The sequence below is a fragment of the Gammaproteobacteria bacterium genome (assembly GCA_029881255.1).
Classification (GTDB): Bacteria; Pseudomonadota; Gammaproteobacteria; order S012-40; family S012-40; genus JAOUMY01.
In genome coordinates this window covers 349973-376676 of sequence record JAOUMY010000002.1, presented here as the reverse complement: position 1 = coordinate 376676, position 26704 = coordinate 349973, and the positions used below count along the sequence as shown (strand labels likewise).

At 48.5% G+C, this 26704-nt stretch carries 19 protein-coding genes; 6 read left to right on the top strand and 13 right to left on the bottom strand.

The features are described from left to right. Positions 1 to 408 precede the first annotated feature (408 nt). The 4 genes from OEZ43_06785 to OEZ43_06770 all read left to right on the top strand — a co-directional run bounded on the left by OEZ43_06785 (position 409) and on the right by OEZ43_06770 (position 3870). Complete coding sequence (locus OEZ43_06785; protein MDH5545280.1) at positions 409 to 1158, top strand: iron-containing redox enzyme family protein; 750 nt, start codon at positions 409 to 411, stop codon at positions 1156 to 1158. A 69-nt stretch (positions 1159 to 1227) separates the two neighbouring features. Then, positions 1228 to 2067, top strand: a complete 840-nt coding sequence (locus OEZ43_06780; GenBank protein MDH5545279.1) for a hypothetical protein — start codon at positions 1228 to 1230, stop codon at positions 2065 to 2067. After that, a complete protein-coding gene (locus OEZ43_06775; GenBank protein MDH5545278.1) occupies positions 2064 to 2672 on the top strand; it encodes a GNAT family N-acetyltransferase in 609 nt (202 codons plus the stop codon). Before OEZ43_06780 ends, OEZ43_06775 begins: the two co-directional genes overlap by 4 nt. Continuing rightward, on the top strand, positions 2665 to 3870 hold the full coding sequence (locus tag OEZ43_06770; GenBank protein ID MDH5545277.1) for an MFS transporter: 1206 nt from the start codon (positions 2665 to 2667) through the stop codon (positions 3868 to 3870). Before OEZ43_06775 ends, OEZ43_06770 begins: the two co-directional genes overlap by 8 nt. A 65-nt stretch (positions 3871 to 3935) precedes the next feature. Here OEZ43_06770 and OEZ43_06765 read toward each other — a convergent pair whose 3' ends face one another. Beyond that, positions 3936 to 5417, bottom strand: a complete 1482-nt coding sequence (locus OEZ43_06765) for a M20 family peptidase (GenBank protein ID MDH5545276.1) — start codon at positions 5415 to 5417, stop codon at positions 3936 to 3938. A 97-nt stretch (positions 5418 to 5514) separates the two neighbouring features. Between OEZ43_06765 and OEZ43_06760 the strand changes: the two genes are divergently transcribed. Both OEZ43_06760 and OEZ43_06755 read left to right on the top strand, forming a co-directional pair. Continuing rightward, positions 5515 to 6816, top strand: coding sequence for an MATE family efflux transporter (locus OEZ43_06760; GenBank protein MDH5545275.1), 1302 nt, complete (start codon positions 5515 to 5517; stop codon positions 6814 to 6816). 213 nt (positions 6817 to 7029) lie between these two features. Continuing rightward, positions 7030 to 7287 carry a DUF2892 domain-containing protein gene (locus OEZ43_06755; GenBank protein ID MDH5545274.1) on the top strand — a complete coding sequence of 86 codons (258 nt, stop codon included), beginning with the start codon at positions 7030 to 7032 and terminating at the stop codon, positions 7285 to 7287. Positions 7288 to 7398: 111 nt separating this feature from the next. On the opposite strand, the gene OEZ43_06750 is transcribed toward OEZ43_06755, so the two are convergent. The 12 genes from OEZ43_06750 to icmH form a co-directional block, all read right to left on the bottom strand. After that, on the bottom strand, positions 7399 to 8874 hold the full coding sequence (locus OEZ43_06750) for a carbohydrate porin (protein ID MDH5545273.1): 1476 nt from the start codon (positions 8872 to 8874) through the stop codon (positions 7399 to 7401). Between the two features lie 160 nt (positions 8875 to 9034). Beyond that, a complete protein-coding gene (locus OEZ43_06745) occupies positions 9035 to 13666 on the bottom strand; it encodes an Ig-like domain-containing protein (protein ID MDH5545272.1) in 4632 nt (1543 codons plus the stop codon). A 1-nt stretch (position 13667) separates the two neighbouring features. Next, positions 13668 to 14984: an autotransporter outer membrane beta-barrel domain-containing protein gene (locus OEZ43_06740; GenBank protein MDH5545271.1), complete on the bottom strand. Its 1317-nt coding sequence runs from the start codon at positions 14982 to 14984 to the stop codon at positions 13668 to 13670. A 71-nt stretch (positions 14985 to 15055) separates the two neighbouring features. Beyond that, the gene (locus OEZ43_06735; GenBank protein MDH5545270.1) at positions 15056 to 17083 is read right to left on the bottom strand and encodes a caspase family protein; all 2028 of its coding nucleotides are present in this window, start codon (positions 17081 to 17083) and stop codon (positions 15056 to 15058) included. A gap of 75 nt (positions 17084 to 17158) precedes the next feature. Then, complete coding sequence (locus OEZ43_06730) at positions 17159 to 18823, bottom strand: serine/threonine protein kinase (GenBank protein MDH5545269.1); 1665 nt, start codon at positions 18821 to 18823, stop codon at positions 17159 to 17161. 24 nt (positions 18824 to 18847) lie between these two features. Then, positions 18848 to 19531, bottom strand: a complete 684-nt coding sequence (locus OEZ43_06725) for a porin family protein (protein ID MDH5545268.1) — start codon at positions 19529 to 19531, stop codon at positions 18848 to 18850. A 1-nt stretch (position 19532) separates the two neighbouring features. After that, positions 19533 to 20462: a caspase family protein gene (locus OEZ43_06720; protein MDH5545267.1), complete on the bottom strand. Its 930-nt coding sequence runs from the start codon at positions 20460 to 20462 to the stop codon at positions 19533 to 19535. A gap of 9 nt (positions 20463 to 20471) precedes the next feature. Beyond that, the gene (locus tag OEZ43_06715; protein ID MDH5545266.1) at positions 20472 to 20792 is read right to left on the bottom strand and encodes a hypothetical protein; all 321 of its coding nucleotides are present in this window, start codon (positions 20790 to 20792) and stop codon (positions 20472 to 20474) included. A 20-nt stretch (positions 20793 to 20812) separates the two neighbouring features. Beyond that, complete coding sequence (locus OEZ43_06710; protein ID MDH5545265.1) at positions 20813 to 21568, bottom strand: protein phosphatase 2C domain-containing protein; 756 nt, start codon at positions 21566 to 21568, stop codon at positions 20813 to 20815. Between the two features lie 4 nt (positions 21569 to 21572). Next, positions 21573 to 22250, bottom strand: a complete 678-nt coding sequence (gene tagF / locus OEZ43_06705) for a type VI secretion system-associated protein TagF (GenBank protein MDH5545264.1) — start codon at positions 22248 to 22250, stop codon at positions 21573 to 21575. 30 nt (positions 22251 to 22280) lie between these two features. Then, positions 22281 to 25823: a type VI secretion system membrane subunit TssM gene (gene tssM, locus OEZ43_06700; protein MDH5545263.1), complete on the bottom strand. Its 3543-nt coding sequence runs from the start codon at positions 25821 to 25823 to the stop codon at positions 22281 to 22283. Beyond that, positions 25820 to 26701 (bottom strand): type IVB secretion system protein IcmH/DotU, encoded by an 882-nt coding sequence (icmH, locus tag OEZ43_06695; protein ID MDH5545262.1) that lies wholly within the window; start codon positions 26699 to 26701, stop codon positions 25820 to 25822. Before icmH ends, tssM begins: the two co-directional genes overlap by 4 nt. Positions 26702 to 26704: the final 3 nt, after the last annotated feature.

The following is a 26704-nucleotide window of genomic DNA, read 5'->3' as shown; positions in this document are numbered from 1 at the left end:
TATCCAGGCATCCAATTTGTGACAACCGTACAAAGGCTGAAGTAGATTCCCTGTAACCGAATTTCGGAGCCGCGAATGAATGTCCCTACTTAAGGATTAGGTTATCTGTATTTCTTAAGATAGTTGAATAAAGTTCCGTAACTGATGATTTTTAATGGCTTTGTCATCTATCTCTGTCTCGAAATTAAAGTAATGTAAAAACAGAGAGTTGAGGATTCTTTTTCTATTATTGATGAGTTTTTTGGTGGGCCATAAAAAGATTCAATACTGAATATTGCCTGAACGGGGGCTAAATGGCTTGACGTTTTTTACGAATGGGTAGTACTTTAAATGCGAAATAAAAATAATAATCAGGAAGTAAACGTGGGGGTTGAGAAACTATAACAATATTCTCGTGGGGGACAAATAATGGCCGCGCAATTGCAAATAGCCGTGCAAAAAACGAACGAGCTCCGTGATCAATACATTGATCATGCGTTTAGAAAAGAGCTCGAAGACGCTCTCTTTAGTCACAGAACCATTTCACATCCAATAGTCCAGGAACTGGCAAGACCGGTTAAAAATCTTGAACTTATGCGGTTTATCGCATTGCAGGGTTATCACCTGACACGTAATTTCGCTCGCTACATAGGCGGGCTGTATAACAATTGCGAAGTCGGTTACTACCGCAAGCGTCTCGCGATAAATCTCTATGAAGAAGAAACCGGTATGTTGTCACGTACGGCCAATCACGAAGTATTGATGCAGCGTTTTTTACGCGCGCTCGGTATTAGTGATGAAGAACGTGATTCCGCGCCTGCACTTGCAACGACGACCGATTTGATTGACTACCGCTGGAATCTGGTGGAGAAGCCCGAAACCTTTCATATGGGTGCTTCCGCTGTAATGATTGCCAGTGAAGGTCAAAATCTGGAAGAAGAAGCGGGTAAAGCCCGTCATGAACTATTGCCACAATTATATGGATTCAAACCGGAAGATCTTTCCTTCTTTTCCGTACACGCACATGAAGACATTTTTCATGTACGCGAAGGCCTTGATCTTGTGTCCGAGATTTGTGATTCCAGAAAAAAGAAAGATGAAGCCTTAGAAGCGATACACGAAACTTGTGCGCGCTTCTGGCGTTTCTATGATGGTATACAGGAAGCCTATCGAGGCTAGTTGCACCTGTTATATCTAAACCTGTGAGCCGTGTAAGACTGCCCGTGAAAGCGGGAAGGGGGAGTTGTTATGCATGTGGAAGTGACAACGGATGTTGTACAGGGATATGCTGATGACGCAAGAAAGGGAGAACAGGGAATCGTTGATAGTATTCGTACTATCACCGGGAAACTGCTCCAGTCTAAGGAGGAATTTCTACAGTTTCATCTGAATATGCGCGAGTTGGAGCGAACGCTACTCAAGAGCGAAGATAAGGATGAATTGTTAAAACACGTCATGCTGCACTTTACGCAGGATGATTTACAGATGCTCAACGATCTGTACTGTGAGTGGGAAACACGTCTGGAACGCCGTTTCGTGAATTTTCTCGATCTCGGCGTTGTGAAACATTATCTCGACTATCCGCTGTATGCGCGTTTTGAGCGTTTGATCAGTCGTGAAGTTTATCTATTGCGAGATCGCAAACCAGAGCGTGTATTGTTTATCGGCAGTGGCCCGATGCCTGTAACCGCCTTGTGTATGCACCATCACCTTGGCGTCAGAATCGACTGTCTTGAACACAATCTCAACGCAGTGGAAGAGTCACGTGTAGTCATTGAAAAACTGGGCATGTCCGATGCGATTCATGTCATACATGGACAAGGCCAGGAAGTAAATGCATCGCTTTATGATGTCATTGTGGTTGCCTTGCTTGCCAAACCGAAACGCAAGATTTTGGAAAGCATTGCGAAAACATGTAGTAAGGATATTAGAGTAGTTTGTCGTACGTCAGATGGTTCGCGACAAGTCTTTTATGAGCCGACAGTGGCGGATGCGATTCCCGATTCTTTTTATGCAGTGGAACACGCAAAAGCAGGGGTGGATGACACCATATCGTCGGTCTTGCTCAAGAGGGCTTTGTCATCGTGAGTGCTGTAACCAGTGAAATGTTTACACGGCTGCCAAGCAGTCGAAGCCGCGAAATCTATTTTGAATGGCCAGACTGCTTGGTCTTTTCTGAGCAACGTGAATTATTGGCTTTAACCAATACGATTATCGAGAGAGAAACGACTATCGGTTTTGCAGAACCCATTCCTAAGAGTGAGGGTATGCAAATGATGCGAGAACTCTCCGATGCGCTGGTTGCAGGTAAAAAGCGTTTAATGTTAGTGCGCGACAAAGGAACAGAGGCTATTGTTGGTCAGCTTATTTTGACCCCTAGTCACTTACCGAATTGTCGCCATGTGGCCGAGATATCCCGGGTGTTTGTACACCCGCGGGTACGGGCGCCACAAATCATCACACAGGGAATGCGCGAAGTTTTGCGCGAGTGTAAGCGTGTCGGGATAGATGTGCTAACCCTGGATGTACGCGCCGATACACGTATACATCGTTTGTGGGAAAGCCTTGGGTTTGAAACCATAGGCCGTTATCCGGATTACGCAAGAGTCAATGGACAATCCTTTTCTGGCTGTTATCTTTATCAAAGGGTAGAGGTAATGTGCGAGAAGTTAAGGGTTGAGCCGATTGTCTAAAGATGTTTTAAGTCGTAAAAATGCATTGCTGATAGTACTGATTGGCTTTGCCGTAGTTTTTCTCTCTTCGGGTATCAAGACCAGCTACCAGGTCTATTTTGTTGAAATGGCCGACGCCTTTGCGCAAAGCCGTGGCGGCTTTGCCATGGCGGCGGCCATATTCATGCTCACCTTTGGTATTGCCTCACCTATCGTCGGCAGTCTTTCCGATCGCATAGGACCCAAGCGAACCATACTCCTGGGGTTGTCGTTGTCGGGTTTTGCATTTGTCGCCGCGGCGTTGATTAATCACTTTTGGGTATTTGTTTTTCTTTATGGTGTCGTTGCGGCCTTTGGTCTGACGGCCATGTCGTATGTTCCTATGGGCTTGTTGGTCGACCAAAGCTTCGACAAGAAACATCAAGGTTTGATTTACGCGGTTCTGACTAATGGCGCGGCGATTGGCTTTATGGTGATGTCGCCGCTATGGGTGTTTACCCAGGGTGTGTATAACTGGCAGCAAATTTATTTTGCGTTAGGCATTATCTTTTTGTGGCCGCTGTATTTGATGGTCAAAAACTACATGCCTGCCGATGCTCCGGCGTCTGTTGACGTCGCAAAACAAACGTCTTTTGGCCAGCGCACGCGCCAGATATTTCGTGTACGACCGTTGTATGTTTTGATGTTTGGTTTTACCGGTTGCGGGGTCACCATGGCCTTTATCGACGTACACATGGTAGCGCATTTCCAGGACATCGGATTAAGTAAGGCGCAAGTGAGTACGGCGCTGGTTGTGTTAGGCGCTCTTGAACTAGTAGGTGGTTTTCTCGCGGGCTGGATGTGTGACCGTCTTCCCAAGAGTTATGTAATTACCGGTTTCTATTTATTGCGTGCCGCGTCGCTGGGAGTATTGTGGTTGTTCCCGAATATGTTTGGTGTGTTGTTGTTTGCCGCGATGTTTGGATTGAGCTATCTCGGCACGGTTGTTGGGACCTCGATGTATACCCTCAATTTGTTTGGTAAAGAAGTTAAGGGGTTTGCCTTTGGTTTTATCTGGCTAGCGCATCAGATTGGCGCTTTTCTCAGTACACAAATCGGCGCAAATATCCACGACTGGTATGGCAACTATGAGTGGACAATTTTAATTACCGCGTCAATCGCCTTGATCTCTGCGCTGGTGTCCTTGCTATTTCTCAAACCGAACCCTGAGCCAGCGTAGGTTTCGTGTGCGAGACGCTCGCAAGAACATGCTTGTTTCCTGCGAGCTAACACTTGTGACTTTGTTTATTCCGATTTGCCACCTATGTGTTGAAATAACTGGCGATAAAACACCGCCATCTGACGTAGATTGGCAATGCTGATGCGCTCATTACTCCCATGAAAACGTTTGATATCCTGAGCATTCAGCAACAAAGGTCGGAAGCGATAAATGTTGTCCGCCAGATCTTTATAGCGTCGTGAGTCGGTAGCGCCAATCATAAGCGTCGGCGCAACCATGGCGTCGGGGAAGCTCTCACGTATGGAACGATTCAACGCCATATAGGCATTGCTCTCGATAGAGGAAACGGCTGAAGGCTCCGATGCATCGCCAAATATTTCAATATTGACGCGCTCGTCTTTTATCGTGTCCTTGACGTGCTGGATAACCTGCTCGATTGAGTTTTCCGGTATAAGACGGAAATTGACTTTTGCCTCTGCCAGTTGTGGCAATACGTTCGCCTGCTGACTGCCTTGAAACATTGTTGCAGCGACAGTCGTGCGTATTAATGCATTGGTGGATGGTTTGCCTGCCAATTGCTTTTCCAATACGCCACCTAGCAACCACAGATTGCTGAGGACGGCATGTTTCACCGTACCCATTTCCGGTGCAAGCGTACTAAACATGTGTCCGACAGGGCCGTCGAGGCTGGCTGACATGGGATGGTCTTCAAGTTTTGCTATCGCGTGAGCCAGTACACCTACGGCTGTATTGGGCGGAGGGCTGGAGGAATGACCACCTTCACCATTTACGCTTAGTGTCAGCGTCATATAGCCTTTTTCCGCAATACCAACCAGTGCCACAGGTGAATCGATTCCCGCGAGTATGCCTTGTGTAATCGGCATGCCTTCATCATAAATTGCATCAAAATGGTAGCCGCGCTTTTTCAGTTCAGCTGCGAGTTGTGTCGCGCCGTATTCACCTCCTACTTCCTCGTCCTGTCCGTAGGCAAACACCAAAGTGCGTTCGGGTTGCCACGACTGTTTCAGCAGTTCCTGTATGTTGTACATCTGTGTAATGATGGCGGGCTTGTCGTCAAGCGCACCGCGTCCCCATACATAGCCGTCGTGTATCTTGCCGGAGAAAGGTGGATGTTCCCAGGTCTGAGGTTCTTCTACACTGACAACGTCTTGATGAGCGACAAACAACACAGGTGTGAGATCAGGGTTTTTGCCTTTCCATGTGAAAAGCAGACCGTGTTGATTAATGACTTCGACCTGAAGTTTTTCATATACCAGTGGAAACACTTCCTTCAAAAAAGTGTGCAATTGATCGAAGGGATGGGCATCGTATGGCTCAGGGGCACGTTTGGAATACGTTTCGAAGCGTATCACCTTGCTCAGCATTTGTGGTAACTGGCCTATCTTGTCAATTTCGGTGTTTGCCGGTGCGGTTTCCAGTTGTCGGCTAGGATACTGCAAGGTGTTGAAAATGATGAGAGCCAGCAACAGACCGATTAAACTGGCAACAAGTTTGAGAAATTTTTTCCATATAGGCACAGAACGCATGGTGACTCCCCTGAATGTTTGTTTTTCTTTATGGCGCAAATTATAGCAGCAATTAATCCTGGTTCGGGAAGAAGTTCTTACGCAAAATAAACAAGATATGAAACAAATTCACAAAGATATATTCGCCATTGCATTACCGGTTTCTGCCGGTATGTTGTCGCAAAACCTGATGAGTCTGGTGGATACCTATATGGTGGGGCCACTGGGAAAACATGCGCTCGCTGCACTTGGACTGGGAGCATTTATTTTTTATCTGTGTTTTGCCGTGACGATTGGTTTTTCTACTGCCGTGCAAAGTGAAACCGTCAAGCGTTCGCCTGATATGGATACCGGACCCTTGTTTTCAGCGCTGCTTTTCCTTGTCGTCACCATGCCTTTTGCGACCTTATTCTTATATTTTGCAATGCCGTGGTTGTTGACGTTTTATGATGGCGATGCACATGTCGTCGACGAAACGACAAATTATTTGCAGATGCGATTCCTGGGCATCGCGTTTGTGGCCATGAGTTTTTCGTTTCGTGGTTACTGGACCGCATTGGGACAGGCGAGAATTTTTCTGATTACCGTGCTGGTCATGCACGCCTGCAATATTGCCTTAAACTATGTGTTTATCCATGGCAATTTTGGGATGCCGGCTATGGGCGTGTCGGGCGCGGGCTTTGCGTCTGCGATATCCGCCTTCATCGGTTGCATGGTTTATGTCGTGTTTCTTTTTGCACGCTTACCGAGACCACTCAAACGTTCACCGCTGGCAATAAAGCCGTTGTTAACTATTGCAATTCCCTATGGCATGCAGCAGCTGTCTGTTGGTATGGGGATGGTGGTGTTATTTGCCATGATCGGTTTGATTGGCACTGCGCAGTTAGCCGCGGCTACCGTCGTTACGAATATATCCTTGTTTGTGGTAATGCCCGGTATTGGAATCGGAATCGCGGCGGTCACTATTTCCGGGCGCGAGATTCGTCAGAATCGTTTTGATAATGTTGCGGCAAACATGAATCAGGTTGTGAAACTCGCAGTCGTACTGTTTATGTTGGCAGGACTGCCAATGTGGTTAATGCCAGAGATGTTGCTGGGCATGTTTATCGACGATGCTGAGACATTGTCGCTGGCAGTTATTCCTTTAGTCATCACCGGTCTGGCATTGGCGATTGATGCGATTGTTTTAATCTGTAATCAAAGTTTGTTTATCGTCGGGCAGGGAAAGAAATGGGTGTTTACGATTATTGCCTTGCAGTGGCTGGTGTTGTTTCCCAGCGTCTATTATTTTTGCGTGCTCCTGGGTTATCCGTTCTATCTTGTTTGGGTGATAAAAGTACTCATTAGTGTGATTCAGGCGTTTATTGCGAGTGCTTTATGGCGTAAAGGTATTGTGCAACTTGAAGCACAGGCAGTTTGAAATCCATGTCTGGCGCCACCTCATATGAGTTGTTTCAGTGCAAACAACGACAGTTTTGAACACCTGACGTTTTTCGAACAAAGGATAAGAAACCAGGTTTATTCGTCAAAACAACTGCTTATTTTATGTTCAAGTCAAATGGTACATGAGTTGCTCTTGTTCACACTGCAAACAGGATGGTTTGCAAATTTCCAACTATTAAAGGAGATACTCATGGAAGAAAGACTGCAAGGTAATGTAACGCTGGCTGAACGTAGTATACGATTGGTTTTGGGCGCGGGTGTGTTGTTCTATTTTTTTGTTTCACCGATAGAACCCGTGCTTTTCACTGCAGTCGTCGTTGGCTCGCTTTACACTTTGCTGACATCGTTAACGGGCTGGGATCCCTTGTATGGTTTGATGAATGCGATACTCGCTTTGTTTAAGCCAGAATCCTTTCGCGTTTCAAACTCACTTGGCTTTCAAGCCTGATAGGGCTGTTGTACTACACGACAAAACAACAGATATAGAGATAGCATTACTATAGATACAAGAACAAACCGGATGGGAGAGTGGTGGGTTGGTCTGTTGCTAACCCACCCTTCAGAAGATGGTAATTTCCGCGCGCAATAGTGCGACCCAGGCGTTTTTGTTTGCCGTGCGCATAGAAGGTTGAATAACGTATTGAAGATCTGGTTGCAACATCAGCCATTTATTGTACTGGGTGCTATACGTTAATTCCCAGATTGTTTCATGGGAGTAGTAAACAGCTTCATCATTTTCGTCGAACTGATTGGCATTGAGAAATGCCTGCGATAGTTTCGACTGGACAACTGCTACTCCAGCTGTGTCACCAGGCCGGGACTCCAACAAGCCTTTGTATACCACGCCCCCCGTGAAATACTGACGGTACTTGTTGATGTCCCCGGCCGCTTTTCCCGCCTTGAGGAAAAAACCGATTTGGTCGTTGTAGGTGTGTTCGCCAACGAAATACAGGCCGCTTGTTCCTAACTTGCCTGCGATGGCCGCGCCTGAGAATCCTACCATGTCATTTTTTTCCATATTCTGGTGTAAATACCAGGCGCCGAGACCGAGTTTCATATAGCCAGGCTCTTTTGCTTTGCCGCGATTTAATCCACCTTCCATCGCCAAAAATGCCCCTTCATCATTGGAAAGTTTCAGAGCAAAAACCTGGTTGGAATGATCTGGGAGGCCATCAAAGATCACGCCTTGTAGATAGTAGTCTTCCATGGGTTCGGTTTTGTACCAAAGGCCCAGCGTCGTGTTTGGTGGCGTCGATGCCATAGTGTTCCACAGTATTTCGGTACCGATACTGCTGACACCGCTGGTTAAAAACAGACCGGAATATTTGGATCGGTAAAAATCCGTACCCATATAGCCAACGCCAAATCGTATGCTGGAGCGGCTGTATGGAAATCGATGTTCATACCAGGCCTCAAGCAACTGCAGTTGGGGCATGACCATCTCCATGTCGGCATTGAGATAGGTTGCATCGACGCTGCTGACGCTGCGCAAATCACCGACGGTGTTCATCGGGGTTTTGCCAAAAGGAAAAATCGCGTGCAGCGTAAAGGTGCCGTTCTTCCATAGATCGGCCTTTTCCGTATCGTATTCGCCGTAGAAATGGGCCATGCCGACGATAGCTGACGGCGAAGGTACCGTCGGTTCCACGCCTTCTTCCGCCATGCCATGCCCTGTCTGGCTCGCACCGCCCTGGAGTTTGTACACGCCGTCCACATCGACAAACAAGGTATAGAAGTAAGGTGGACTATCCGACGGCGGAGCGGTGACTACGAGGTTTTGTGCGGGAGTCGCAGTCGGTTCTGGTTTGACTGCTTGTACTGGAGGATTGTTGAGTTCTGGCGCAGCTTCGACAGGTTTGGGAGCCGCCGGTGTTTGTTCTTCTGCAACAGGGAATGCGCTGTCATGTTGGTCTGGTTTGCGACTTTGAACCCGCTTCTGTTCTGCGTTACGTTCGAAAGGGTCGAGCGCAAAATTGAAATCTGACTTGGTATCATTGGCCACGACAGCCGAACTGATACAGAACATCAGAGACATCGATAAAGCTAAGAGTAAAAGATACGGCGGCGACTTCATATTCTTGTATTTGGCTGAACCAGCCTGAATTTAGTCCCGCTATATTAAGTATCCTTGACAGTGACGTCAATTCATTGCTTGACGTCACTGTTTTATAAGGAAATTTGTTCTGTTTATAGTATTAGTCACCGACAAATTCGACAAAAATCAAACCCGGGAAGTCGAATTTCACCTTTTGCGGTCTGGGAAAGATTGTTGTATTGCCTAGCTGCGAGTCGTCGTTGCCGCCCCAGCAATACAAGCTGCCTGTCTGAGTCATGGCGCATACGGAATCACCTCCCACATCGACGCTTTCCCAGTCAGCGCGTCCCAGATATTCCTGTGCGGGTTCTGTCTGGCGATAGGAAGCCGTGTTATTTCCAATTTGGCCAAAATCGCCAGAACCCCAACACCATAAGGTGTTATTACTCTGTATGCCACAACTGGTGTCAGCGCCAGCGCTGATGCTGGCCCAAGTTTCGGTTGAGCTAAATAAATACGGTTGCGGAGTTTCACTTAATGGGTCAAAACCGAGTTCGCCATTGTAATTTCTACCCCAACACCACAGGCGGTTTAGATTGTCGATCGCGCAGGTATGGTGTTCACCAGGACTGACAGATTGCCATTTGGAGGCGATGTTATCTCCGCTAACGGTTTCAATGATAACTGGCGTTTCGTATTGGTATAGGGGAGTTGAATCTACGCCGGTATATCCATCGTTTATTTGTTGTGAATCGTTGTCTCCCCAACACCACAGTGTATCGTCTGACTTGATTGCACATGTGTGATATAGACCGGCTTCGACTGATGTCCATGCGAGTCCTTCACCGGCGCTAACTTCACCAGGAATGAGTGAGTCGGCTCCCTGGTCGGTAAGAAAACCAAGTTGTCCACTCGTATTGCCTCCCCAGCAGTACAGTAATCCATTGTTACTAAGTGCACAGGTGTGATTGTTTCCTGCGGAGACGCTATTAAAGACAATGTCTGATTCGATCATCACAGGTGAGTATTCGACCCCAGTGGTGCCTATGCCCAGTTGCCCACTGTAATTAGCTCCCCAGCACCATACAAAACCGTTACTATCGATCGCACAGGTGTGCAAACTACCATTGCTTACCTTTACCCAATCAGTTTTCGATGGCATACGCTCAGTGGGTTTATCAATGATTGAAACTTCGTCGGCGGTACTAACTACTTGACCAAATCCATTAGCTCCCCAACACCACAGTCTGCCAGTCGCTACTACGCAAGTATGCGTCGAGTAATATGTATAGCTTTTTGATGTGGAGGCCATAGATAACGGCGCGATGGAATTCGCGATTTCAATCGGTGCAGCGGCCCCAGCTTCAGAAACACCTACGCCGATTTGTCCTGAATAGTTTTCGCCCCAGCAATATACATCGTCGAGCGTGTTGTTTGCACAACCAAAATTGTATCCCACGGCAATTTCACGCCAGTTGCTGGAGAGCGTAGGTTCCTGCGTTGGCGTTAGAATAGGTTGGGTAGCATTGCCTGCTCCCTCTACATATATGCGTCCCCAGCACCATGCACTGCCATCGAGCTTGTTTGCACAAGTTTGGAGGTTGTTGGATGTTGAGACATATGCCCAATCGCTGCCCAGTGAGATTTCTTGTGTCGGTGTTAAAACAGGTGTGATCATATCCCCGGTACCAGACTGTCCGTTTGAGTTCGCACCCCAACATAACAACTGGTGATTGGTTTTGGTACCACAGCTAGTGTCGCTACCAACTACGACGGAACTCCAGGATGATTGATCAACCAACTGGGGTTCGAAATAAAGCCCTCCGTTGGATATGCCGAGTTGATTATTGTTGTTGCTTCCCCAACAATAAAGACTACGATTCAAACGTATAGCGCAGGTATGATTGAGACCGGCAGAGACATCGATCCAGCCGATCATAGGTATTACCGACTCACTAGCATCCATTTCCATTACGCTTGCGGGCGTGTAATGCGGGCTATTGCTTGTGTCTCCTAATTGGCCATTAAAATTGTCTCCCCAACAGTGGAGTTCACTGTCAGAATTTATTGCACAACTGTGCTTACTTCCAGTGCTGACGATTTCCCAGTTTTCGGATGCTCCGACCTGTACCGGGACGAGCGATTCAAAAACGCCTTCAGGATTTAGACCGATTTGACCGTAACTGTTGTCACCCCAACACCATAGCGTATGATCGTTGCGAATCGCGCAGGTGTGGTTACTACTGACACTCACGCCTAGCCAGCTTGATTTGCTGTCCTCTTGCACAGGCGAAGTGACATTGGTATTAGAATTATCACCTAACTGCCCCTGGAAATTTCTCCCCCAACACCACAAAGTTCGATCACTGCGGATTGCACAAGCATGTCCTGATCCGCTGGAAATCTTACTTTGATGATATGAAGTCGAAAAACTACCTGTCACCACACCCACGAAATTCTTTCCTTCTGTATCGCGAAGTGTGCTGTTTATCGTCAGTGTATAGTCACTCATCGCGTCAAGCTGCGCTTTGGGCGTGATGATGACGTTGTTTTGCGAAGTAGTAAAACTCAGTGCAATGACCTGTTCGCCCTGGGTGAGTACGATACCGCCATTGTTGAGAGAGTTAATATCAATAGCTTTGTTGAAACTCAACTGGATTTTATCTGCGGTGTTGACCGAACCAGGAATCACACTCGTCAGCCCGGGAGGTAATCCCCCCGTAGTGAACGTCTGACTGTGTGCGCTACTTAGTGAGATGCCGAGAATGTTTTTGATGTCGCCTGCAATGTGTAGCGTGTAAGTGGTAAATTCCAGCAGCGATCCTTCCGGCTGCAGACGGACTGTTTTGTTGTCCGGGAAGCTACTTTTTGTGACGACTGGAATACCGTTTAGGGATAAATAGATTGAATTACTTAAAATTGAGTTTTGATCTAGAGCCTGAGTAAATTCAACATCGATAGTGGGACGCGAGGCAACGCCGGTTGCGCCTGCAGCCGGGTTTATACGACGTATTAGAAATGGAAGATTAATCTCATAAACATCAGCGGTGCTTTCACCAAAACTGCTGACGCCGGTGACTTTTACATACAACTTATCGCCAGTAAAGGCAGAGGCGCCGATGATCGCAGAATTGACCGTCGTCTCCAAAAACGCGACATTTTTATCTTCAACTGCAAATTCCTTTTTATCGGAAGAGTAGACACGATAGTAGCGTGCTTTTTCTACGGGATCCCATGCCAGTTGAATATCAAGTACACCGCGGGTCATTCGAATATTTGTTGGTTTCGCAATACTATTTTGGGCGTCGGCGAGGATTTCAAATAGTGGGTTAGCTAATACAAACAAATGACCTTGCCGATCGGAGAAACCCACTTCACGACCATCGAGGCTGATGAAGGGTTGCTTGCCCTGGGCTACGGGGGCAAGTCCACCAGAGACCGCTTTGGCGTAGACTATGCCGTTAAATTCAAAACTCACATAACGGCCATCGGCACTAATCGATGGTGAACGACTGCTATTCGTATTCGCGCTTAAAGAGACCCCGTCAGCGTCGACGCTCATTTGACGAATTTCACCGTCGTACAAATATATCTGGTACGGCTTGATTTTATCGGTTGCAATGGAAGATTCAAACACAAGCCGCTTACCAGTAAGGTCGAACATATAGGAATATTTTGCAGCGAGATTTTTCGCTTGAACGATAGCGGTCAGCTTTCCACTGCTGATCTCCATAACAACCAGATTGCCTGTGCTCAATTGTTTAAACGCGGCATGAGAACCATCACCGCTTAATACCGCCAGCGTAGCATCCTCAATCAGATGGGTGAGCTGTTGCGCAATACGGTCGTACAAAAACACGCCGGGTTTATCTTCGCCAGCCAACGCCGCGGCAGAAGTAAACACAATAAAACGTCCATCGTCTGAGATGCTGGGTTGCGTGCTGGGTTTGTCCGATGGATTACCATTTGTGTAACGCGATATCAGTTTATTGATGCCGGTGTGTGTATCCTTGATAAACACATCAGTAAGTTTGTTATTGTCGCCGCTGACTAATCCTGCCGCACTGGTGGCAAAAACCACATAACGGCCGTCGGCAGATATATCGGCCGACTCAGGCCCCGTCTCCGCTTCCACGACCTTTCCTTCATTGTCGCTGTGCAGGTTTGTAATAGCGCCGGTCACTGTATTTTTCAAAAAGATATCACCAACACCATTGGTATCATTTTCGGTGAGATTGTCGGCTTCGGACCGGAACAAAATATAATTGTTACCGAACGAGAAGGCAGTACCGAAACTTGGTTTGTTGCCGGCGACTTTGGCGAGCGTCAAATCAACCTGTATTGGCTGGTTGTCGTTTTCTACAGGATTCATTAGCAGGTTAACGCTGGCCTTCTGTCCCGGAAAGAACGGGCCAGCAAAAGTGCTACCCTCGAACGTTTTATTCGGACCGGCAAAAGCAGCGGCGTAAACTTTAACCTCGATACTCGGTGGAATCGACAGTGAAATCGTCCTCTGAGCGTTATTGAGCAGGGTGCTGGCGACAGTTTTTTCCTGCTCAGTTTCGGCATCCCGTGTAATGCGAATTTCCACGGAATTAATTCCATCTATTGGGCCAGACAAGGTTCTCCCATGCACCGCAGGAGTAGTCGTAAGCTTTTGGAATTGGGCGAGTTGAAAAGTAATCTCTGCCTGTTTGGAACCGGTGTTACTAATATCGCAGGCGCTCAGAGAAAATAGAGATATAAGAAAAAAAATAGAAAGAATAAGCGGCTTGGGGGATTTATGGTTCATACTAAAACTCACTTCTGGCACCGGCGACGACGGCAACGCGACTATAGTTGTCGAATAAAAGGAGAGTGGAAGCCTGAACAAATGCGGATATGCCTCCAGCCATAATCACAGTCGTGCCTGCCGCGATGTCAATATAGTCTGCATCGGTGTCCTGCACTTTATAGGAAAAGTAATTATTGCCTGGGTCGTAAACGAATTTTGCTCTTATTTCGTCTCCATTACTGGCAAATTCGTGCATATAATTGCCGCGTAAATAGGGTGAAAGAACTGACCAACTGGTACTGATCGTCATGCCTAGTTGTACGCCGGCACCGACACTGATATTTTGTACCTGTTGTTCGTCGACGCTCAGACTGAAACCGCCGCCATCGGATTCGGTAAATGAACTGATTACACTCTGGCCATATCGCGCACGCGTATGAATATTTATTAATGCACCACCACCGAGGTCGAGGTCGGATCCCAACTCAGCCTGAACCTCCATGTTGTTTCCGTCTGGCGAACTGTTTGCGGTACGAACATAATCAGAGCCGGCAATGGAAAACTGAATCTTTCTTTCTAGATCGAAATGACGCAATGCGCTACCCAGAGCGACATTTAAGTAAATATTTTGCGCAGGGTAATAGCTGGCGAAAACGGAGATGCGTTCTTCGTCAGCCGTTAACGCACCACCATTATTGTCTAGCGCCAGTGAGCCGTACATTATGCTGGCGTAGCCGCCAGCAAAAAAATTGTTTGTAAGACGGTAGTCCGCTCCTGCGGTCAGACGGCCAATATTGCCGGAGAATCCCGCTTCAGTTTCGGTTTCATTTTGACTCGAATATAGAAAATCCCCGGTGATGAAAGTGCTGAGGCGATTGTCTAGCAGGCCTCCGGCTTCTATGCCGTTATTACTCAAAACCGTGCTTGATGTGTTTCGACTGCGTCTTGTTTTGCCATCGCGATAGGCGAAACTAACACCACGACGCATCGCTGCCAGTCGTCTGCCCATCCCCTGCAAATGATCAAATCCGGGTGCCTTCTTGATAAATGATGTATTACTGGAGTTAATTTTTGGCGACAAGGCTTGCAGAGCGGCTTCGGCAGTTGATGGATTGTCTATAACGAGTGTGAGAACATCGAGTAGTTCTGTGTTGTTGGCAGTGGGATCGACCTGTAAAGCAAGTGAGTTGACAATATTCGCAACCGTTTGTCCAACCGCAGCTTGCGGTGAACCCGATTCAACTTCAACCCCAAAACCGAGCTGTATAGGTTCTGCATGTGTTAGTGTACTTGCCGCCAGCAATCCTGCGGCGGCAGTTGTTTTAACTATTTTCAATTTCTCATCTCCAAATTTCAGGTGGGACCCGAAGAAGTCTTATTATTATCCGTCCGTGTTGTGTATGTTGTTTATCCTGCTACAAAGAAAAACTGTCCTGTTTCATGTCCGGAGTGTTTGATAGGCGCATATTCAGGCGTTTGAAAACGTCCGGTACGCGCGCTTACACCCTGGGTGATTCTACGATACAGCGAATAACCCTGAAGCAAACCGTCATTCTTGTTTAGTGTTTCCAGTAAAACCTCGGCAAACACCGAGTGATCGCTATTGGTTCCATTGTCGAGTACGGGCTGAACGCCGCCGGATGTTAATGCGGTACGTGAACGACTCTGTGCCATCAGTTTTAACCATTTCTTTTGCACATTCGGCGCAATGTCGCTTTCCATACGTGGCACAGCAGTACGTGTCATGGTGCCGGAATAACAGGAGTCGGCAATGACCATAACGTGTTTCGCTGGCATGGTGTTCAACATATCGGTGACGGCGATATTGGAGATCCAGTTGGCGGTGCTATCGAGTTCGGCGTCGATGGGTAACCAGTAGCCACGATCAGACGATTGATCCAGATCACCGTGTCCGGCGTAGTAAATCAGAAAGTTGTCGTCTTTATCCAGGGTGCGTCGTGTTTCGTCCAGCGCCTTTAAAATATCGTAGCGTGTAGCATTAGTTAGCAAACGGGTTTTGAATCCGTATTTTTCGCGCAACACTTTGTCGACTGCCTGGGCGTCGTTCACCGCACTTTTCAGTTGTGGCAGGTTGGAATAATTATTGTTGCCGATAATCAAGGCGTAGAACTTACCGATGTCCGCATCACCAGCTTTGAGTACGGTTTCCTTGCCGGTGAACTTGGTATCGACCTGAGTGGAAGGGCGAATAATGGAAAAATTCAGCCGCGCCTCGCGGTTATGTTTGTCTATTGCCACCAGTTCAACCATGGTGCTGGTGTCTTTGATAACTACCGGGATGCGAAAGGTATTGCTTGCGCTAAGGCCAACGCGTTGGTTATTAAACAACACTTTCTGGATGCCCGCGGGCGCCTCAACCTTGCCAAAGATTTCTTTCTGGGCAACCGGTGAACGCAACAAAATACCTGGGATGCCGCGCGTTAGGGAAAGCGGTGGTTCGATGATTTCGATTGTTGGCGAAGCCATGGCAACTTGTTGCTCGGCTTGTATGCTCACAATTTTCTGTCTGTATTGTTGGCTTTCTGCTTTCAACGAAGCAATGAGCAGGCCTTGTTGTTGTAATTGATTTTGGCGCGCCTGCAATTGCTTGTGCAGTTCTTCCAGGGCTTCAGGAAAGGGCTTGTCCTGTCGCGAAGTGGATTCGAGCGTGACTTCCGCGCGCGATTCCATCGCCTTGATTTTTTCATTTAACTGGGCGATTTCGAGTTCGGTGGCGCGTCTCATCTCACGCGTTTCCTTGATGCGATGCTGTGCCTTTTCCAATTGTTGTTTCAGCGCATCGGCTTCTTTTTGCAAATCCGCGACTTGCGTTTCCAACGAGGTGATAGTTTCGTTCTTGGCCGCCAGTTCCACAGAAGAGATATACTCGATTTCCTCTGGTAACCCGGACGCCTTGCGATACCAGTTCATGGCGGCAGCGAGATCCTGTGGAACTCCCAGACCTTTTTCATAGAGGTAACCGAGATTGATTTGGGCGCGAGAAAATCCTTGCTCAGCGGCTTTCTTATACCAGATAGCAGCCATCTCGTAGTCAGGCGTTATGCCTAATCCCTTTTCATAGATTTCGCCGACATTGGTTTGCGCTTCCGCGTCTCCCTGTTGCGCTTGCGGCATCCAGATTTTTAGCGCCGTAGCATAGTCGGCGCGATCAAACGCGACGTATTCGCCGCCACGGATTTCACAATTGATAGCCGAGGTTCGGATAGGGCGACGCGCGCTGATGTAGTTCACAGAGGAACCTATGCGACGTACCTGACCAGGAAGCAGGCAGTCAACGATGAATACTTTATCGACATTCTGTCGATTGATGTCATTGGCCTGTTCTATAAGTTTGCGGTCACCACCGTTACTGGAACACCCCAGGCCCACCAACAATAGCGTGGTGGTGAGGAAAAGTTTTGTGTTGTTAATCATTGAGCCGATACTCCCATTCACCAGCGTTTATCATATCTCGAGCATGCCTGTATTCCCTGTGAAGCACTTCATAGCTCACCGGTTGAGTTTGTTTGCGACGAAATCTTTCAGGCCTTCGTGTGTAGGCAGGGCCAACAGGCCGGTGTCGGCGAAGGCGCGGGCATTGTCCAGATTGCCATTGACGTAGGCATTCTCGGACAGTTGCAGATACTCGTCTGCGATTGTTCGCTTGCCCTCAATTGCCTGACGATTCAACGGATCGATGGCCAAAATCTTATTGTAGAGATCCAGAGCGCTGTCACCAGGGGGCGTTGCCAATTGCCCCATACTCATATAAAGATCCGCTGTTTCACTCAGGCGAGAAATATTATCCTGCTGTTCGATACTGAGTTCCTGTATCGGATCGGGCAAGTCACTGGAAGGCTTAAATATAAAGGCAGTGGTGGTGCCGATTAGCGCAAAAACCAACAGGCCTAGTATCAGCGCCGTCTTCAGTGATTTCTGGCTTATGAAATTATTGATAAAGGCATCGGCATCGCGCGTGCGCTTGTCCCGGGTAATTGCCAGCGCATTTTCCAGGGCCCGCCATTCACGGCGTTTAAGCATCGGCAATGGTGCCGGCTTTAGACCCTGGATCAAGGCCCTGTCAGCAGACATGCGCTGAAAGGGGTGGTGGCCACACAGCAATTCATAACTCATGATGCCAAGTGCAAAAATGTCGTCACTCGGGTGCGGGGACTTACGCTCTATCATTTCCAGGCTGGCGTAACTCGGGGTGAGGGCGCCCAGGGTGCCGGCATCAAAATCTTCGTTTTCTTCCTGGTGATGTTTGGGAATGGCGCGGGCAATGCCGAAGTCCAGAACTTTTACCCTATCGTCCTCGGTGATAAATACATTACCGGGCTTCAGGTCGGAGTGTACGATACCATTGCGATGGGCGTAGGCCAGTGCCTGGCTGATGCCGTCGATAATCGGTTTCGCCTTTTCCCGTTCCATGCCCATAGGGTGGCGGCGGATGACCTCTTTAAGCGTCAGACCCACCAGCAATTCCATGGTCATGTACACCACATCATTGTCTCTGTCGAAGTCATAGACGCCGATAATATTCGGGTGCGCCAGCTTCTGGGATTTCTGTGTTTCCCGCTGCATGGCCTTGAAGGCATCGGGGTGGCGACGAAAATCGTCGTTCATAATCTTTAGCGCCACATAGGGGTTACGATCTTCCGCTTCTTCCTTACGTAGATCGCGTGCCTTATAAACCACGCCCATCCCACCGTGACCGATGATTTCTTCGAGTACAAAACGGTCCTTGATCAATCCCAGAGAGGCATGGGGTGCAGTGTCGGTTTTCAGACGTTCCGCGAGGGTGCGGCTGGTGTCGGATTCTGTTAACGAAAACTTGCTCGGGGTGGTGGATGCGACCGTGGTTTGCTCGGTAACGATAGATTCGTCGCGTGGGGTTCCAATGGTGATAACTCTGGTGGCGTCCACGACTTTTGTTAGCTCAGGTGTTTCTTTGGCGACAACACGTGTTTTTTCGTTATCAAGCACGGTTGGCGCGCTTTCGAGATAGCGAAGTAGATTGATATAAGTGTGTTGCGGCAGTGGGTTGCGGGCGTGATATTCGTCCAGCACGGCGCGCAGCGACTCGGGGTCCTGAGTACGTAACTCTTGTACTAATTCGGGAAATGCAATTTTATTTTCCCTGTACTCATCAAGTAGTTGCGTCACTGGACGCATGTTTATTTTCTCCCTGTTTAAGCCTTACATGACAAAGATCAGATTGATGCCGCTCTTTATATAGGAGCGCTGTTTTGCCATATCCGCAATGTCGTGCTCCGGATATTCGATCTTATAGGCAACATCTGCGGAAATGCTGGATTGCCCGGAAAATCGATAAAGTAATCCAATTCCCGCGTTCAGCCCGAATCCGCTATAACTCGAATTGCCGTGCTGGTTATGCTGGTTGTCGTACCACAGATTACTCATACCGAGGCGCTCAAACAAGGACCATTTTTGCGCAATATTCTGGTTCAGGCGTATACCGACGCCGAGTCCCCAGGCAGTTTCGCGAAAACTAAGGGCGTTATCTTCCACGTTATCAAAATGAATTCGTTGGTAACGCAAGCCTAAGTACGCGGATACATTGGTTAAAAAGTGATAGCCAGTAGCCAAGTCATATTCAGAATAGGGCAGGGTATGCTCGCCGGGGATGAAAGAATTGCTACTGGGGCGTCGGTGATCGGCATAGGCAAACGCAAGAGACGTATACAGCCGATCACCAAAATAACCAACTCCGAGACCATAGGCTGGGGCTGATTGCGTCGGAAGCACGCCGCTATTCCAGTTGTGATGATGTACGGAAAATTGAACCGCCGCGTTTGCCTGGCAGATGTGGGGTAAGCCAATAAATAGAACAACGACCAAATATTTCAGCAAACTCTGCATCTTAGAATCCCACCATAGGAAGTATCACGGTTTTGTTTGGCGAAACAGCCGGTTTGGAAGCCGGCTCCGGGCTAGTGTTCTTCGGCTGGATGTTGGTAGTGGCTCGTCGGCGCGTGAACAGGTATTCACCGCCCTCGTCACCGCTATTGTTGATTACACCGAAACGCAGCGAGCGTTTGTCTGTTTTGGATAGTTGGCGATAAAGGTGATTAATCAATTCCTGAAGCGTGAGTACAGGCGCCTGATTGTTATTCATTACGTTTAAGATGGTTTCGCTGAGCGCCGTTTTACCACTGTTGCCGGATTCACGATCGACATAACTATCGTCGACACGTATCAGTGCCTGGACACTTCGAGTGGCCGACAGTTTTCCGAAAAAACGAGGATTGATGCTGATACTCATGCCATTATGATCGGTCGCCTGAACTGCGTCCGCATGAAACGGGGCTTCACTGATAAGTAAGACATGGCGAGCCCGTTCGGATAGCGTCATCAACTTTTCCATGATGTCGCGTGTGCTGATGAAATCACGCGTGCGTTGACCATTTGCATCAATAGGTATCCAGTACGCAAGATCTTTTGACGCAATTTTCCCATGACCTGCATAGTAAACCAGAACGCTATCTTGCTGTTGCACAGTACGAGACAGCTGATCAAAGGCAATGTCGATTTCTCTCCGAGTGGCATTGCGTAGGAGAACAATGTTTTCAAAGTCAAATCGTTCGCGCAGAGTTTCGGCTAGACTTTCAGCGTTTTCTCCTGGGGTCATCAACTTGCCCCAATTTCCTCGCGGATCTTTGTAATCATTATTGCCAATAATAAGCGCGTGAAATTTGCCGAGGGCGAGTTCGCTTGCTGTGGCAATAGCACTTCCGCCGCACAGCAAGGTGAATAAAAAAACAGGAGTTAACAAATGGCGATAGAAATACATGGTATACCGTTATCTTGAGATCGATGTCGTCGGTCTTTTGTCCGAGGCTTGACTATTATCGTTATCAGAAAAACTCAGAAAGGCGAGAATCGCGGCGGCAGCCAATAATGCCAAAATCGTAACCAATGGAAAACGATGTTCGGTATTTGATGCGTTATATGTGGAACTCAGCTCGAAATGTTCAGGCGCTACCCGCTCAGTCGTGTCGTCGTCCTTAATGAACACTTGAACCAGTGCTTCTCTGCGCTCACGATATTGTGCCTGGTCGATTGCACCAGCCTCGTACAGCAACATTAATTCTTTCAGACGGTGATTAACGCTATTGGTCACTGTGACTCCCCCCCGAACCATCAATTGTTTTTTTCGACGCGTGTTACGATAAGACTGATGTTATCTGCGCCGCGTCGACTTAGCGCGAGACCAAGAAGTGCATCGCATTTATCCTGAACCCCCTGGTGCTGATTAAGCACATTTTCTATTTCTTCATGACTGAGGTCACGATACAACCCATCACTGCAAAGTAAAAAAACATCGTTGTCCTTTACTGTATCAAGCCCAAGTTGTAAGGCGAGTACGTCGTGCCCGCCGACAGCTCTTGTTACCACATTGGCTGAGGGATGTTTCTCAGCATCTTCCGGACGTATTAAACCTTCATCCACCAGACGCTGCACTTCACTGTGATCCGTCGACAATTGTGTAAGTTGTCCTCGGCGTAGTCGATAAAGACGGCTGTCACCTGCCCACAAATAGGCAATATGTGTGTGATCGGCGATTAAACAGATCACAGTGCTTCCAATGGTGCGTGAGGAGTACTTTTCTTCACTCATTTTTCTCAAAACTGCATTGGTCGATTGCAGCGAGTCTTCCACTGCATTGATATAGTTATTGAGATTTTTAGAGGGGCTTTGAATTTGCGAAAGTCCTTCCACCACCATGCGACTTGCCACTTCGCCGCCATGATGACCACCCATGCCGTCGGCGACTGCCCACAAGGCAAGGTCGGGACGTTCGATTAAACTGTCTTCATTGAGGCTGCGGACTTTTCCCGCGTCGCTGATAGCCGCGCTGCGCCACTGATATGTCGGTTTTAATAAAGTTTCATCCATGATGTTATTGCCGTATGTTGGCGGCGAGCCGCATGAATTGTGCAAAATCACTATGAGATGGCATACCGTGACAGAACAGAAACTGCGCATGCTCCTCGTCAGTATCACACCACCAATAGCTGAATTGGCCTTGTTTGCTTTCGTACTCGTCAATCAGGTGTTTGCACAAATTGACGCTGGAGAGTTGTTTTGGGCCTTGCCAATATTTGAGACCTTGTTTTTTTGCGGCGTGTTCTGGTTCAAGCGGCCAGCATGAGCTGTCCAATGCCTCTTCCATATCTTCAATTTCACAAGCCTCATCCAGCGTAATCAATCCAATTTTTTCCAATTGCGCGAGATATCCTTCGTGATCGGCATTGCCGAACCAGTTGGGTAATGAATGATTGAGGGCGCAGTCGATAGTGAAGGGAAAGTAGCGACCGACTTTATCCATACTCGGAAACCAGATGCCGGTGTGAACCTTTGCGTCGATTACGTTGCGACCGATGTAATAGCGCCACACCGGCGTGTGTAAATAATGACTGAGCCAGTTGTCACCAAGCTTCTCCCGGACATGGCGAAGGCCGTTGCTTAGCCAATCGTCCCAGGCAGTGACGAAGTCGTTACTCAATCCGTGGCGAATGAAATCACCGCGTTGAGGTAATTTTCCGTAATAGCCTGGACATATCCGTGTTGTTGTCACAATGTAAGCTTCCCTGTCTTTGAAGACTCACTATATTTCGCGAGGCAGGCTGAATGAGTGCAAAATGTCAGTTGCCAATGGATTGGAAACGCCTTTAGTTCGTACTTCGTATTCGGCTGAGTGATTCTTGGCACGAAACGTCGCTTTGACTTTATCATATTGTCCAGCTGATTTGACATCAGCCTCATCCATTAAGCGAAACAGCGACCAGCTCCCCTCTTTGTCGAGATGATATTCTCGTCCAGTCGTAGTTTCAAAATTGACGCGGGCACGACCACTAGCGGCATTTCCTGGCCAGTTCACCGTCTGCGCCCGAGTCGGGCCATGGCTGTAATTCATTCGTGTCCCTTCCACTTCCAGTGAGACTTTGCTCACCTTATTATCCAGTTTGGTTGGCGTCATGATAAGCTCCAAAGATGGCGTATCGGGACTTTTGCGGAAAAAGGCATCGCGTATTTGCGCGGCACGTTGCAGGTTGATGATAAGTGTTCGGTTTACGTCCAGGCCCAGATCCTCAATGGGTTCTTCGCGCCAACTTCTTCCACGTGTAGCAATAAATGGCTCGAGATTGTTCTTGAAGAAGAAATCGAGCGTGCCGTTGGGGCCGAAGAAACGCGCGAAGTCATCGAGTGAAACATCGGTTTCCGATGTTTGACTAAACGGATAGCGACGGGAAACCGTGCGCTCATATTCTGGCCATACATCGTTGTTCCAGTTTTCACGAATCTGTTCCTTGGACAGATTGAGCAACATGCGCCAGCTCTCAGACGAGAGTGAGGTAACCCAATTGCGAACAGGGGATGGCATGGATTGCGCGTGTTTGCGCAGGCGGCCGATAGCATCGTTGCCGCGACTACTGACTCGTTGCGCAGCCATCTTGTGCCCAGCCTCGTTGAGATTTGGTGCGGCGTTTACCTTCTGCAGCGTTTCCACCACTTTGGAAATTTTTACCAGCGTATCATCAATTGGCGGAACACCTGCTGCACCACCATCTGCCAGGCTGGCTACCGGTTTGAAGTTCACTTCAACCGTGCGCCACGGTGCATTAGGATTGCGTTTCGCTGCGGCTTGTACTGCGCTTTGTGCTGCGTCCACAAGTTTTCCGACTGCTGCCACTTTAGTCTCCACTGTTGGCAAGCGAGTGAGCGTTACGTTGGTCTCGACGACGGTAAGTAGACTCTTCAGCGGCGATGCCGGAGATGCCAGCGCATTCAAAACATCGACGCCATGATCGAGGCTCTCGAAGCGTACCACTTCGATACTGTTAATCAGATCACGCCATGTGGCTTCGTAATCGCGCAAATACAGTTTTTGCACGCTGTCGCGTAATTCTTTCTGTTGTGATTCACTCAACGCGGCATCATCGCGCGCACCCAGTACCCAACTTTCCTCGGCGGTGTTTTGAGAGACTACCGCATTTTCAGACAGAAATATCTTGTGGAATCCCTGATGTGTATAGAAACCTGGGATCACGCCGATTGGTTCTGCCTGGTCACGAAAACGAAATACATTGATATTGCCAACTCGCCACCAGTCGGCGGTTTTGAGATCATACTTTCCTGCATCGACGGTTTGTTTCAGGCGTGCATAAACGCGTTCCGACAGGGGGACTTGATTTAGACGTTCACGCGCGCGTTCAACATAACTGGGCTTTAACAGCATCGGCTCATAATCGTGCTTGAGCAGATTACTGGTATGCAGAGCCAGGCGTTGCTGGCTTTCCGGTTCGCCAGGCATATAGGAAGGCCAGATACTGGTCAGCCATTCATTGACTGTCTTACTATCGAGTCTTTCCAGATCTGAAAGCATCAAGTAAGTTTTGAGGACATCAAACAGCACTTCTGAATCAATGGTATTGCTCACCAGTTGTTGTTCGAGAAAACGCCCCAAACCCGGCTGATATAACGTTTTGAGCACGCGGTGATAGGCTTGCTCCAGGGCATCGCCCAGCTTGCCACTGGGATCAAGGCCGCCGTGTACAAACCATTTTTCCCTATCTTCTTCAAGCAATGCGAGCGCATTACTCAGAGAATTCACTGCGGGTAAGATATCGACAGGCTGAGATACACTCGTATTAATTTCGCGATACTGTTCGATGTATCGATCAACGAATTGTTTGACCTCCACTACACGTTGTTCGCTGTCGGAAAAACTGGATGCCCAGCCCAGCGTTGCGCCTACGAGAACGAAAGCGGACGCGGCATACGCTCCCTTGGCGAGCAAGTCCATCTGGACCTGATAGGATCGCTTGGTGTCGCCAAGTCCCGCTTCCTGAAAGACGACGCGGGCGAGGACGTCATGTAGAAAATAGCTACGACCTTGACCGCTAAAACTCGGTACGGATTGCTGATCCAGACCAAACGTGGAAGCCAGTGAACCCATTACGCGGTCAATTGGCGTACCTTCCTGCGTGCCGCTGGTGAAATAAATGCCACGCAGCATGGCTGAAGTATCCAGACGAGTGGGTTGGAATACATTGCGAATAAAATCTGTGGCAATGGGTTTGAGCGCCAACATCTCCTGAGGAAATGCAAGAACCCGTGAACGCGTGGTGATGTCTTTTTCGTTCTGCATGCGACTAAGAACATGACTGTTAATACGATGCAATAGCTGGTCAAATTCTGACGCAAACGCGGTATAGGCCTTGCGTTCTGCCTTGTCTCCTTCGAACGGGAAGGTCACGCCCCAAACCTGTTCGCGTTCCTTCTTCGAGTAGGGATTAAAAAATTCGTTAAAGCCAGAGATGAGATCACACTTGGTGATAAAGAAATACACCGGAAAATCTATCCCCAGTTTTTCGCGAAGTTCTTTGATACGTTCGCGTATACGTTGCGCATGTTCTATGCGTTCGCGGTCATTGTTGTTGACCAGATCGGCGTAACTGATAGTGACTATCGCGCCATTTATAGGCTTGGCTTTGCGATAGGTGCGTAGTTGTTGCAGAAAACTGTCCCAACCGGCGCTATCGGCTTCGCGATTGCTATCCTGCGTGGTATAGCGTCCAGCGGTGTCAATCAGGACTGCTTCATCCGTAAACCACCAATCACAGTCCCGCGTTCCACCGACTCCGCGCACAGCTTGCGTGCCGAGATGGTCGGCGAGGGGAAACTTTAAACCAGAATTGATAATTGCCGTGGTCTTTCCTGAGCCAGGAGGACCTATGACGATATACCAGGGTAGTTCGTGCAATCGCAGACCACCCGCCTTCTTGTTGAGCTTAGCCTTGCGCAGAATCGCCAGTGCTTCACGAAAGCGTTTGTTGATCTGTTCCTGTTCGGCCGCCGCCGCGTCACTTAGACCTTTTTTTCCACCACCGGTGAGTTTGTCCAGCAGGCCGCCAGCTAACAGGCCTTCGGTTTTTTTCTCATCTTCTTTCTGTTTGCGTAGATTGTTGATACCCCATATCAGAATCAACACAGCTATAGTGGCGAATCGTGCCAGCTCGCTGTCAAGAATCTTGGTTTCGCCGACAGCCAACATCGGGCCGCCTAACCAGATGATGACGGAAAAGGCGATAAGCGCCAGTACCGAGATAACGGTTCGATTAGTCAGAATTTGAATGACTGCTTTCATTTTCCGCGCTCCTGTTCGATAGACGGTTTGCCAATACGCTCCAGGTCACTCAAGACTGGCGTGGCAAGACTATTGAGGCTGAATTTAAAACCCGAGTAAACCGTAATCAGTAGTGCGGCGGTGATTGCGCCGACCAACCACATGGGAACACGGCGTTGCATATTGCGATCAGGGGCGTTTTCACCAGCCCAGTTTGGTGAGAGCGATTGTTCTAATGGGCCGCGCACGGTCTGTATGCGCGCGAGCAAATTATTACGCAAGTTTTCTATCTTGCTGTCTCCCATTGGATCGATACGGAATTTGCCTTTATAACCAAGTCCGAGACAAACGGCAGCCAATTCTATGAGTTCAATATTGGCCGCTGCGTCAGGCAATAGTCGATCAATGATAATGAAAAACTTTTCGCCGCCTGAGGCCTCTTTGTGGAAAAAGTTGAGCAAGGTTTGTTGCGCCCATGTTCCACTACTTCCCCACGGCGTATTGAGAACCGCTTCATCCAACGCCGCACACAAAATGTAGCGCGCCACCAGAACGTTCTGTTTTGATACCAGCTTTTGTTCGGCGCTACGTTCAAACTGTTGTATTTCGCTGACGATGCGGCGACGAAAGGCATTGATATCGTCCATGCGTAAGGTAGTGCGCAGCCGATGCAGGCTGGACAACAAGGGCGCAGCACAGGCAACCACGCTGTTTATGCCAGCTTCGCGTATGGCGTTAATCGTATCGATCGCGTTTCCAGCGAGATAGGGGTCCGCGGCCATGGGCGTTTCCGTCGGTCGCGTACCGGGTCTGGGTTTGGCGAAATTTGACGCCTTGGACGGCATAGGCGTGATAATAGTCTTATCATCAAGTGTGGCGAAGATATCATCCTTGTCCATAGC